The sequence below is a fragment of the Streptomyces thermovulgaris genome (assembly GCF_002155915.1).
GTDB lineage: Bacteria > Actinomycetota > Actinomycetes > Streptomycetales > Streptomycetaceae > Streptomyces > Streptomyces thermovulgaris.
In genome coordinates this window covers 20,876-32,714 of record NZ_MUME01000086.1, presented here as the reverse complement: position 1 = coordinate 32,714, position 11,839 = coordinate 20,876, and the positions used below count along the sequence as shown (strand labels likewise).

Below are 11,839 nucleotides of genomic sequence, written 5' to 3'. Positions count from 1 at the left end.
CAGTCTCAGGGGACCAGGTCATCACCCTACGGCACGGCTACTCTCACCCGCGGGTCTTGGAGAGCCACGTTGTAGTTACCTGACCCGCTCCTTACTGCGTCCCCGAGTTTCCCCCGGCTCGGGGGCGCAGTGCACTGGGATGTAACAGATCGCGGCCGTTGACGTTCCGACAGTGAGGAACGCGCGCCCCCGGTCGGGTGCGCGGGGAAATCCGCGGTGTGCCGGGGGTCCGGCGATCTTGGTCCGGCTTCGTCGTCACCCGGGGACGTCGCGTACGTCCGGCCGCTGTTCCCTCGCCAGTTCCTCCACCGCGCCGCTGAGCCTCTCCTGACCGGCGCGGCACTCGGGCGGTTCGATGCTGAACCGGGGCAGCACCCGGTCCAGTGAGCGCGGCAGCCACCAGTTGGCGCGGCCGAGCAGGTGCATCAGGGCGGGCACGAGCAGGGTGCGCAGCACGAACGCGTCCAGGGCGACGGCGGCGGCGAGCGCGATGCCGAACATGGCGATCACCCGGTCGCCGCCGAGCACGAAGGCGAGGAAGACCGAGATCATGATGACCGCGGCGGAGTTGATCACCCGGCCGGTCTCGGCGAGGCCGACGCGGACGGCCCGCCGGTTGTCGCCGGTCTCCCGCCACTCCTCGTACATCCGGCTGACCAGGAAGACCTGGTAGTCCATGGACAGCCCGAAGAGCACCGAGACCATGATCACGGGGAGGAAGGGTTCGATGGGCCCGGCCCGGCCGAGGCCCAGGAACTCGCTGCCCCAGCCCCACTGGAAGATCATGACGACGACCCCGAAGGCGGCGGCGACGGCAGCGATGTTCATCGCGGCGGCCTTCAGGGGGACGCCGAGGGACCGGAAGGCGAGCAGCAGCAGTGCGCAGCCGAGGCCGACGACCACGCCCACGAACAGCGGCAGCCGGTCGGTGATCGCCTCGGCGAAGTCGTCGTGTCCGGCGGTGACCCCGCCGACGTGCAGGTCGAGCGAGGTGCCGGTCTGGGCGCGCGGCAGCACCTCGGTGCGCAGCCGGTCGACGAGCTCGCTGGTGCGCTGCGCCTGGGGCGCGGAGTCGGGGACGACGGTCAGGTAGGCGATGGTGCCGCCGGTGTTGTAGGTCGCCGGGGTCACCGCGGCGACGCCCTCGGTGGTGCGCAGGGTGTCGTCAAGGTTGCCGAGGGCGAGCTTGGCCTCGGCCCCGTGCACACGGGTCACCAGCGTGAGCGGCCCGTTGATGCCGGGACCGAAGCCCTCGGCCATGAGGTCGTACGCCTTCCGGGTGGTGGCCGTGCTGGGGTCGTTGCCCTGGTCGGAGGAGCCCAGGCGAAGGGAGAGCGTGGGCAGGGCGAGCACGGTGACGACGGCGAGGGCGACGGCGCCGAGCAGCTTGGGGTGGCGTTCGACGAAGGCCGACCAGCGGGCGGCGAACCCGGTGGGCAGCTCGGGCTGGGGGCCGTGCTCGGCCAGCCGGCGCCGCTCGCGCCGGCTCAGGGCGCGCGGGCCGATGAAGGACAGCAGGGCGGGCAGCAACGTCACCGAGGCCGCGACGGTCAGGAGCACGGTCACCGAGGCGGCGACCGCCACGCCGTTGAGGAAGCCGAGCCGCAGGATCAGCATGCCGAGCAGGGCGATGCACACGGTGGCACCCGCGAAGACGACGGCCCGTCCCGTGGTGGCGACGGCGTTCGTGGCCGCCTCGGTGGTGCCGAGTCCGCGTTTCAGTCCGCTGCGGTGCCGGGTGACGATGAACAGCGCGTAGTCGATGCCGACGCCGAGCCCGATCAGCATGCCCAGCATGGGCGCGAAGTCGGCGACCGTCATGGCGTGGCCGAGGAGTCCGATGGCGGCGTGGGCGGTGCCGACGCTCACCAGGGCGGTGGCGATGGGCAGCAGGGAGGCGGCGAGCGAGCCGAACGCGAGCAGGAGCACCACCCCGGCCACGGCCACGCCGACGATCTCGGCGCTGTGCCCGCCGGAGGTCTTGGTGACCCCGATCACACTGCCGCCGAGCTCCACCTGGAGCTCGGCGGTCTCGGCGGCCTTGGCGGCCGTGACCACGGCCTGGGCCTCGGCCCTGGTGATGTCCCGGGCCTCGTCGGTGAAGGTGACCGTGGCGTACGCGGTGCGCCCGTCGCGGCTGATCCGCTGCGCGTCCTGGCCCTGGCTCTTGTACGGGCTGGTCACGGAGGCCACCTGGGGCAGGGCGGCTATGCGGTCCAGCGTGCGGCTCATCGTCTGCTCGACGTCGGGGTCGCGCACGGTGCCGTCCGGGGTGTGCCAGACGATGGTGTCGCTGTCGCCGCCGAGTCCCGGGAAGCCCTCCTGGAGCAGCCGGACGGCGCGGCCCGATTCGGTGCCGGGGACCTCGTAGTCGTTGGAGTACGCCGGACCGGCGACGGCGGCAGCCGTGGTGACGCCGCCGAGAGCGAGGAGCCAGAGCAGTACGACGGCGAGACGGTGCCGGACACACCAGCGTGCTAGGGCTGCCACAAACGTGCTCCCAGGGTGACAATGCGGATCTTTGACCGGGAACAGTCGTCCAGGAAGGAAACGGCCCGCAAAGAACGCATGAGCAATCCGAATACACTCTTGCAGGCAAAAGTGATCGTTTGAGGCGCGAGCGGCCCTCTGCGCACAAGTGCGACTCAATTCACAGGGGGTTCAACCGCCCCATAGCTGCTCAAACCACTCAGTCGAACTGATCGCCGAGCGCCATCACCATCACCCCGGCGATCATCAGCCACAGCGCTCGCCGGGTACGTCCGCGGGAGCCGAGGAAGGCCGCGACGGCGCAGACGCCGGCGCCGGTGGCGTAGGCGGCCGGGACGAGCGCGGGGGCCGGACGGGCCAGTCGCAGCAGCGCCGCGGCGAGTCCGGCGAACGTCAGCAGCGCACCGGAGCCGGTCGCGGTCCAGCGGGCGCGACGGGCGACCTGCGCGAGGTCCTCGTCCGCGATGTCGTCTGCGTCGTCCGTGTCGCTTGCGTTGTCCGCGTTGCCCGTGTCGCCTGTGCTGTCTGTGCTGTCAATGGCGTCGGCGTCGTCCGTGTCGTCGGTCTCGGTGTCGTTGCCCGCGTCGGCGCCCGCGTCGTTCCCGGCGTCGGTGCCGGTGTCGTTCCCGGCGGTGCCCTTGGTGTGCTTCCCCTGCTCGTCGGCGTCGTCCCGTACCGCCCGCACCGCGGCGGCCTGGACGTCGTCGGCCTCGGTTATCTCGGGGTGCGTATCGGAATCGGCGCGTCCACTCATGGCGCGGGAGCGTAGCGCCTCCGGCACACCGGCCCGGTGAGGGGGTTCGCACCGGCTGCCGAGCAGGAGCGATGAACGATCTCGCCGACCGCCCTGCCCTCCCCGCTGCCCCCGCGGCAGCGCCTGTGTGGTGGCGGCCTTGGAGGCGCAGCGGAGCGGCGAAGGGGGCTGCTCGTGCGCATGACGAAGGGGTGCACCGGACCCGGTGCACCCCCGTGCGCGGTGTGCGGGGCCGGCTCAGCCTTCGCCGACGCCCAGCTTCTCCAGGAGCAGCTCCTTGACGCGTGCCGCGTCGGCCTGGCCGCGGGTGGCCTTCATGACCGCGCCGACCAGGGCGCCGACCGCGGCGACCTTGCCGCCGCGGATCTTGTCCACGATGGCCTGGTTGCCGGCGATGGCCTCGTCGACGGCGGCGTTCAGCGCGCCCTCGTCGGAGACGACCTTCAGGCCGCGCTTCTCGACGACCTCGTCCGGGCCGCCCTCACCGGCGAGAACGCCCTCGATGACCTGGCGGGCCAGCTTGTCGTTCAGGTCTCCCTTGGCGACCAGCTCGGTGATCCGGGCCACCTGGGCGGGGGTGATCGGCAGCTCGTCCAGGGCCTTGCCCGACTCGTTGGCGGCACGGGCGAGTTCGCCCATCCACCACTTGCGGGCGGAGGCGACGTCCGCGCCGGCCTCGATCGTGGCGGCGATCAGGTCCAGGGCGCCGGCGTTGAGGATCGCCTGCATGTCGGTGGTCGAGATGCCCCACTCCGCCAGGAGCCGGGTACGGCGGGCCAGCGGCAGCTCGGGCAGCGCGGCACGGATCTCCTCGACCCACTCGCGCGGCGGGGCCACCGGAACCAGGTCCGGCTCGGGGAAGTACCGGTAGTCCTCGGCCTCCTCCTTGGTCCGGCCCGAGGTCGTCGTCCCCGTGTCCTCGTGGAAGTGGCGGGTCTCCTGGACCACCGTGCCGCCGCTGCTCAGGACGGCGGCGTGACGCTGGATCTCGTACCGGACCGCGCGCTCCACGGACCGGAGCGAGTTGACGTTCTTCGTCTCCGAGCGCGTGCCGAACGCGTCCGTGCCCTTGGGCCGCAGCGACAGGTTCACGTCGCAGCGCATCTGGCCCATCTCCATGCGGGCCTCGGACACGCCGAGCGCCCGGATGAGTTCGCGCAGCTCACGGACGTACGCCTTGGCGACCTCGGGGGCGCGGTCGCCGGCGCCGGTGATCGGCTTGGTGACGATCTCGATGAGCGGGATGCCGGCGCGGTTGTAGTCCAGCAGGGAGTAGGCCGCGCCGTGGATACGGCCGGTGGCGCCGCCGATGTGCGTCGACTTGCCGGTGTCCTCCTCCATGTGGGCCCGCTCGATCTCCACGCGGAAGATCTCGCCGTCCTCCAGCTGTACGTCGAGGTAGCCGTTGTAGGCGATCGGCTCGTCGTACTGGGAGGTCTGGAAGTTCTTCGGCATGTCCGGATAGAAGTAGTTCTTCCGGGCGAAGCGGCACCACTCCGCGATCTCGCAGTTCAGCGCGAGGCCGATCCGGATGGCGTACTCCACGCCGGTCGCGTTGACGACCGGGAGTGCGCCGGGCAGGCCGAGGCAGACCGGGCAGGTCTGGGTGTTCGGCTCGGCGCCGAGCGCGGTCGAACACCCGCAGAACATCTTGGTCTTGGTGCCGAGTTCGACATGGACCTCGAGGCCCATGACGGGGTCGTACGACGCCAGCGCTTCCTCGTACGACACCAGGTCGGTCGTGGTGGTCACGGTGAAAACTTCCCTCTCAGCCCAGCAGGACGTCGTCGTCGCCCAGCCGCTTCAGCTCGCGGTAGAGGATGGCGAGGCCGGTGACGATCGAGGCGGCGGACACGGTGGCGTCGATCAGGCGCAGCGTGTCGTGCTCGGCGCGGGCCTTCCTGATCTGCTTGACGACACTGATCGCGCCGAATGCGGTGGCGGCCATGGACAGATACGTACCGGACTTGGACTTCTTGAAGCCCTTGGCCTTCTGCAGTGCCTTGCTCACAACGACGGAGCCTCCTCGAGCAGCGGGTGCCCCCACTTTTGCACGAAGGCGGCCTCCACGGCGGCACCCGCCTTGTACAGGCGGTCGTCCTTCATCACCGGAGCGATGATCTGCAGGCCGACCGGGAGGTTGTCCTCCGGTGCGAGACCGCAGGGCAGGGACATGGCCGCGTTGCCCGCCAGGTTGGCCGGGATGGTGCACAGGTCCGCGAGGTACATCGCCATCGGGTCGTCGGCGCGCTCGCCGATCGGGAAGGCGGTGGTCGGGGTCGTCGGGGAGACGATCACGTCGACCTGCTCGAACGCCTTGTCGAAGTCCCGCTTGATGAGGGTGCGGACCTTCTGCGCGCTGCCGTAGTACGCGTCGTAGTAGCCGGAGCTGAGCGCGTACGTGCCGAGCATGATGCGGCGCTTGACCTCGGGGCCGAAGCCCTCCTCGCGGGTGAGGGAGGTGACCTCCTCCGCGGAGCGGCTGCCGTTGTCGCCGCTGCGCAGGCCGTAGCGCAGGCCGTCGAAGCGGGCCAGGTTGGAGGAGCACTCGGAGGGCGCGATCAGGTAGTACGCCGACAGGGCCAGGTCGAAGGACGGGCAGTCCAGCTCGACGATCTCGGCGCCCAGCTCCTTGATCAGTTCCACGGCCTCGTCGAAGCGCTGCAGGACGCCGGCCTGGTAGCCCTCGCCGCGGAACTGCTTGACCACGCCGATGCGCATGCCCGCGACGCTGCCGTTGCGGGCGGCCTCGACGACCGGCGGGACCGGCTCGTCGATGGAGGTGGAGTCCATCGGGTCGTGCCCGGCGATCACCTCGTGCAGCAGGGCCGCGTCCAGGACCGTACGGGCGCAGGGGCCGCCCTGGTCGAGGGAGGAGGAGAAGGCGACCATGCCGTAGCGGGAGACCGCGCCGTACGTCGGCTTCACGCCGACCGTGCCGGTGACGGCGGCCGGCTGGCGGATGGAGCCGCCGGTGTCGGTGCCGATGGCGAGCGGCGCCTGGAAGGAGGCGAGCGCGGCGGAGGAGCCGCCGCCGGAGCCGCCGGGGACCCGGGTGAGGTCCCAGGGGTTGCCGGTCGGGCCGTAGGCGCTGTTCTCCGTCGACGAGCCCATGGCGAACTCGTCCATGTTGGTCTTGCCGAGGATGACGACGCCGGCGGCCTTGAGCCGCTTGGTGAGGGTCGCGTCGTACGGCGGGATCCAGCCCTCGAGCATCCTGGAGCCGACGGTGGTCGGCACGCCCTCGGTGGTGAAGATGTCCTTCAGCGCGAGGGGGACGCCGGCCAGCGGGCCGAGCTTCTCGCCCCGCTCGCGCTTGTCGTCGACGGCGCGGGCCTGGGCGAGGGCGCCCTCGCGGTCGACGTGCAGGAAGGCGTGCACCTTCTCGTCGACGGCGTCGATCCGGGCGAGGTGGGCCTCGGTGACCTCGACGGCCGTGAGCTCACCGGAAGCGATCTTCTCGGCGATCTCGGCGGCGGTGAGCCTGATGATGTCCGTCATGACGGCTTACTCCTCCCCCAGGATCTGCGGCACCTTGAAACGCTGCTGCTCCTGGGCCGGGGCTCCGGAGAGCGCCTGCTCGGGGGTGAGCGACGGACGGACCTCGTCCGCGCGCATGACGTTGGTCAGCGGCAGCGGGTGGGAGGTCGGCGGTACGTCTTGGTCGGCGACCTCACTGACGCGGGCCACCGCGCCGATGATGTCGTCCAGCTGGCCTGCGAAGTGGTCGAGCTCTTCGGGCTTCAGCTCCAGACGCGCCAGCCGGGCGAGGTGGGCGACCTCCTCGCGCGTGATGCCAGGCATGCAGCGTTCCTCTGGGGTGAGTGTGTGCGGTTTGGGCCCAATCCTATGGGGCACGGTCCGGTGACCGTGAAACACCGGCGGAGGTCACTCGTCGCTCGCCGCCGCGGGCAGCGCGGCGGCGGGGCGCACCCGGCCGCGCGACTCCCGGGCCCGCAGCCAGGCCGTGGTCTCCTCCGCGGGCATCGCGGCGGCGACGAGCCAGCCCTGCACGGCGTCGCAGCCCAGGTCGCGCAGCCGCTCCCAGGTCTCGTCGTCCTCGACGCCCTCCGCGACGACGAGCAGGCCGAGGGAGTGCGCGAGGTCGACGGTGCAGCGCACGATCTCGGCGTCCTCGGCGTCCAGGGCGAGCCGGGCCACGAACGAGCGGTCGATCTTCAGCTCGCTCACCGGCAGCCGCCGCAGGTGCACCAGCGAGGAGTACCCGGTGCCGAAGTCGTCCAGCGACATCCGCACCCCGTGCCCGGTCAGGGCGTGCAGGGTGTCGGCGGCCCGCTGGGGGTCCTCCAGCAGGACGTGCTCGGTGATCTCCAGCTGCAGCGCGCCCGCCGGGACGCCGTGCCGGGCCAGCCGGGCGGCCACCGAGCCGGCGAAGCCGGGGACGTGCACATCGCGCGGGGAGACGTTGACCGCGACCGGCACGTTCAGACCCCGTGCCCGCCACTGGGCGACCTGCTCCAGCGCGGTCTCCAGCACATAGTCCGTCAGATGGGGCATCAGCCCGGAGGACTCGGCGATCGCTATGAACTCGTCCGGGGGCACCTTCCCGCGCTCGGGGTGCACCCAGCGCACCAGCGCCTCCAGTCCCGCGACCTGCCCGTCGAAGCGGACCTTGGGCTGGTAGTGCAGCTCGACCTCGTGGGCGTCCAGGGCCCGGCGCAGATCGCCCAGCAGCCCCAGCCGGTCGGGGGTGTTGGAGTCCCGCTTGGACTCGTAGACCTCCACGCCCGTACGGTCCCGCTTGGCCTGGTACATCGCCACGTCCGCCCGGCGCAGCAGGCCCTCGGCGTCCAGGGCGTGGTCGGGGAAGACCGCGACCCCGGCGCTGGCCTCCAGGACGAGGGTGAGTCCGTCGAGGTCGAGCGGGGAGCTGAGGTCGGTGACCAGGGCGCGCGCGACACGGGTCGCGGAGGTCGTGGAGTCGGCGACCGGCAGGAGAACGGCGAACTCGTCGCCGCCGAGCCGTGCGACCTCCGCCCCGCGGGGCAGGGCCTGGCGCAGCCGGTCGGCGATCTGCAGCAGCAGCCGGTCCCCGGCGAGATGCCCCAGCGTGTCGTTGACCGACCGGAAGCGGTCGAGGTCGATCAGCATCAGAGCGGTCCGGGCGTCGACGCGGTCGGCCTCGTCCAGGGCGGTCCAGATGCGCTCCAGCAGCCACTGCCGGTTGGGCAGCCCGGTCAGCGGGTCGCGCAGCTGCTCCTCGGCACGGAGCCGGGCCATCCACAGGGCGGAGTCCAGTGCGATGAGGGGGACGGCGAACAGGGGCAGCAGGAGGGGCTTGGCCGCGGCGACCACGCAGACCAGCGGGGCGATGCCGAGCAGGGCGACGGCGATCAGGCCCTGTCTGAGCAGGGCGGTGCGGGCGATGGTGGGCACTCCCGCGGTGCGGGAGGCGTGCAGGGCCCACAGCAGGCCGCGGGTGACCGCGAGATAGGCGCCGGCGGCCAGCGCCATCTGCAGGGCGGTGGACACGGTCCAGCCGTCCGGGTCCCACGGGCTCTCCACGGTCGGCACACGGCCGAAGGCGCCCAGCACCAGGGCGCCGGCGCCGATGCCGAGGACGTCCACCGCGCCGTGCATCACGCCCTGGCGCCAGCGGTGGCGGCGGGCGACGCCGACCAGGACGACGACGGTGAGGCTGACCAGACCGGCGGGCACCCAGCCGTGGAGCAGCAGCACGGCGAGGGTGAGGACGGCGCCGGAGCCGGTGCCGACCCACCAGCGGGCCCGGTCGAGCATGACCAGATGGGCGACGATCACGCCGGTGAGCACGGCCAGGGACCAGCCGACGGTGCCGGACGGGAAGAGCGCGTGACCGCCGTCGACCGCCCCGAGGAATCCGGCGCCCAGGGCGAGGGCGGCCGCGGTGACGACCGCCGCCGGCAACACGCGCCGGAGCCGGTGCTGTTCGGCCCCGGCGCCCGCAAGGCCGGAGGCGCGTCCGGCGGCCGGCTGCGTGCGGGGGCGGAGCTGGGCGGCGGCGTACTGCCCGGGCACGCCCCCGGTGCGCTCCCGCACACCCGGACGCTCCGGTGTCCGTCTCCTGCTCCCCCACCAGGTGCCGGCCCGCCGGCGCAGCCGTGAGTGCGGGGCGGCGCTCTCCGTCGGTTCCATTCCCGTCCCTCTCACAGCCGGCGGTGCCCACGCCATGCGGTCCGCCGTCCGACGGCTTCGGGGCAGCACCGCTTCTGGAAAACCCTTCCACGCGCCCATGACGAGCACGGGGCTGCCCCGACCGCAGCTGGGCACGGCAGGCGCACAACCCCAACAGTAGGCCGCGGAAGCCTTTCACGGGCAGCGGTCGCCGACGGTTGCCCGAATGCACCCCGGCCACCCGTATGCATCTGGTATGCACCGTACGGGCGGCCTTCAACCACTACTCGCCGGTCGGGAGTGCGACTTCGGCCGCCGCGTCCGGGCCCTGCTCCAACAGGATGCCGAATCCTTCCTCGTTCAGGACCGGTACTTTGAGTTGCACCGCTTTGTCATATTTGGAGCCGGGGTTGTCGCCCACGACCACAAAAGAGGTTTTCTTCGACACCGAACCGGTCACCTTCGCTCCCCGGCTCTGCAGCGCCTCCTTGGCGCCGTCCCGGGTGAACTTCTCGAGAGTGCCGGTGACCACGACCGTCAGGCCCTCGAGCGGACGCGGGCCCTCGTCCTCGTCGCCGTTCTCGTCCTCCAGACGGACCCCGGCGGCCTTCCACTTGCGGATGATCTCCCGGTGCCAGTCCTCGGCGAACCACTCCTTCACCGCGGCGGCGATGACCGGACCCACGCCCTCGGTGTTCGCCAGCTCCTCCTCGGTCGCCTGCTCGATCCGGTCGATGGAGCGGAACTCACGGGCCAGCGCCTGGGCGGCGACCGGTCCGACATGACGGATGGAAAGCCCGTTCAGGAAGCGGGCCAGCGGCCGGTTCTTGGCCTCCTCGATGTTCCGCAGCAGCGCCAGGGTGTTCTTCTTCGGCTCGCCCTTCTGGTTGGCGAAGACGGTGACGACCTTCTCCTCGCCCGTCTTCGGGTCGCGCTTGGGCAGCCCGCTGTCCGGGTCGAGGACGTAGGCCTTGATGGGCAGCAGCTTCTCCACGGTGAGGTCGAACAGGTCGCCCTCGTCGACGAGCGGCGGGTCGGCCGGCTCCAGCGGGCGGGTGAGCGCGGCCGCCGCCACCTCGCCGAAGTGCTCGATGTCCAGGCACTCGCGGCCCGCGAGATAGGCGACCCGCTCCCGCAACTGGGCCGGGCACGTACGGGCGTTGGGGCACCGCAGATCGACCTCGCCCTCCTTCATGGCCTTCAGCGGCGTACCGCACTCGGGGCAGTGGGTCGGCATGACGAACTCCCGCTCGCTGCCGTCGCGCAGGTCGACGACCGGGCCGAGGATCTCCGGGATGACGTCACCGGCCTTGCGCAGCACCACCGTGTCGCCGATGAGCACTCCCTTGGCCTTGACGACGTCCTGGTTGTGCAGGGTCGCGAACTCCACCTCGGAGCCGGCCACCCTGACCGGTTCCACCTGCGCGTACGGCGTGACCCGGCCGGTGCGGCCGACGCCCACCTTGATGTCGATCAGCTTGGTGTTGACCTCCTCGGGCGGGTACTTGTACGCGATCGCCCAGCGCGGTGCGCGCGCCGTGGAGCCCAGCCGGCCCTGGAGGCGGATCTCGTCGAGCTTGACGACCACTCCGTCGATCTCGTGCTCCACCGAGTGCCGGTGCTCGCCGTAGTACGCGATGAACTCCCGGACACCCTTCAGGTCGTCGACCACCCTGTTGTGCCGGGACGTGGGCAGGCCCCAGGAGTGCAGCAGCTCATAGGCCTGCGACAGGCGGGTGAGGCCCTCGAAGCCCTCCAGGGCGCCGATGCCGTGCACCACCATGTGCAGCGGGCGGGAGGCGGTGACCCGCGGGTCCTTCTGGCGCACCGAACCCGCCGCCGCGTTGCGCGGGTTGGCGAACGGCTTCTCACCGGCCTCGACCAGACGGCGGTTGAGCTCCGCGAACTTCTCCATCGGGAAGTAGACCTCGCCGCGGATCTCCACGAGGTCCGGGACACGGTCGCCCTTCAGGCGGTCCGGAATCTCCGCGATGGTCCGGATGTTGGGGGTGATGTCCTCACCGGTACGGCCGTCGCCGCGGGTCGCCGCACGTGTGAGCCGGCCGTGCTCGTAGGTGAGGTTGACGGCGAGTCCGTCGACCTTGAGCTCGCACAGGAAGTGGTACTCCTGGTCGCCCAGTTCCCTGGCGATGCGCTCGGTCCAGGCGGCGAGGTCGTCGTCGTTGAAGGTGTTGTCGAGCGAGAGCATCCGCTGGCGGTGCTCGACGGGGGTGAACTCCGTCTTGTACGACCCGGCGACCTTCTGGGTGGGCGAGTCGGGCGTGCGCAGCGCCGGATACTCCTCCTCCAGCTGCTCCAGGGAGCGCAGGAGCTGGTCGAACTCGGCGTCGCTGATGACGGGGGCGTCCTTGACGTAGTACCGGAAACGGTGCTCCTCGACCTGCTCCGCGAGCTGCGCGTGCCGCTCCCGTGCCTCGGCGGGCACCCCTGTCTCCGCTTGCTGCTTGTCGCCGGCCACCG

At 71.4% G+C, this 11,839-nt stretch carries 8 protein-coding genes; all 8 read right to left on the bottom strand.

What is annotated here, in order from left to right; genetic code table 11:
• Positions 1–255: 255 nt before the first annotated feature.
• Complete coding sequence (locus tag CCN35_RS09505; protein WP_067397564.1) at positions 256–2,490, bottom strand: MMPL family transporter; 2,235 nt, start codon at positions 2,488–2,490, stop codon at positions 256–258.
• Between the two features lie 199 nt (positions 2,491–2,689).
• Entirely contained in the window at positions 2,690–3,028 is a 339-nt protein-coding gene (locus tag CCN35_RS09500) for a hypothetical protein (protein WP_067397572.1), read from the bottom strand.
• Positions 3,029–3,481: 453 nt separating this feature from the next.
• Entirely contained in the window at positions 3,482–4,996 is a 1,515-nt protein-coding gene (gatB, locus tag CCN35_RS09495) for an Asp-tRNA(Asn)/Glu-tRNA(Gln) amidotransferase subunit GatB (RefSeq protein ID WP_086792266.1), read from the bottom strand.
• Positions 4,997–5,012: 16 nt separating this feature from the next.
• Positions 5,013–5,255 (bottom strand): hypothetical protein, encoded by a 243-nt coding sequence (locus CCN35_RS09490; RefSeq protein ID WP_067397562.1) that lies wholly within the window; start codon positions 5,253–5,255, stop codon positions 5,013–5,015.
• Positions 5,252–6,745 (bottom strand): Asp-tRNA(Asn)/Glu-tRNA(Gln) amidotransferase subunit GatA, encoded by a 1,494-nt coding sequence (gene gatA, locus CCN35_RS09485; protein ID WP_067397561.1) that lies wholly within the window; start codon positions 6,743–6,745, stop codon positions 5,252–5,254. Before gatA ends, CCN35_RS09490 begins: the two co-directional genes overlap by 4 nt.
• A gap of 6 nt (positions 6,746–6,751) precedes the next feature.
• Positions 6,752–7,048 (bottom strand): Asp-tRNA(Asn)/Glu-tRNA(Gln) amidotransferase subunit GatC, encoded by a 297-nt coding sequence (gene gatC, locus CCN35_RS09480; protein ID WP_006130840.1) that lies wholly within the window; start codon positions 7,046–7,048, stop codon positions 6,752–6,754.
• A gap of 84 nt (positions 7,049–7,132) precedes the next feature.
• Positions 7,133–9,379: a putative bifunctional diguanylate cyclase/phosphodiesterase gene (locus CCN35_RS09475; protein WP_086792264.1), complete on the bottom strand. Its 2,247-nt coding sequence runs from the start codon at positions 9,377–9,379 to the stop codon at positions 7,133–7,135.
• 262 nt (positions 9,380–9,641) lie between these two features.
• The gene (gene ligA / locus CCN35_RS09470; RefSeq protein WP_086792262.1) at positions 9,642–11,837 is read right to left on the bottom strand and encodes an NAD-dependent DNA ligase LigA; all 2,196 of its coding nucleotides are present in this window, start codon (positions 11,835–11,837) and stop codon (positions 9,642–9,644) included.
• Between the last annotated feature and the right edge of the window lie 2 nt (positions 11,838–11,839).

Coding starts and splice junctions, on each gene's coding strand:
- CCN35_RS09475 (WP_086792264.1), bottom strand. CDS start 9,379: ATGGAACCGACGGAGAGCGCCGCCCCGCACTCACGGCTGCGCCGGCGG.
- gatC (WP_006130840.1), bottom strand. CDS start 7,048: ATGCCTGGCATCACGCGCGAGGAGGTCGCCCACCTCGCCCGGCTGGCG.
- gatA (WP_067397561.1), bottom strand. CDS start 6,745: ATGACGGACATCATCAGGCTCACCGCCGCCGAGATCGCCGAGAAGATC.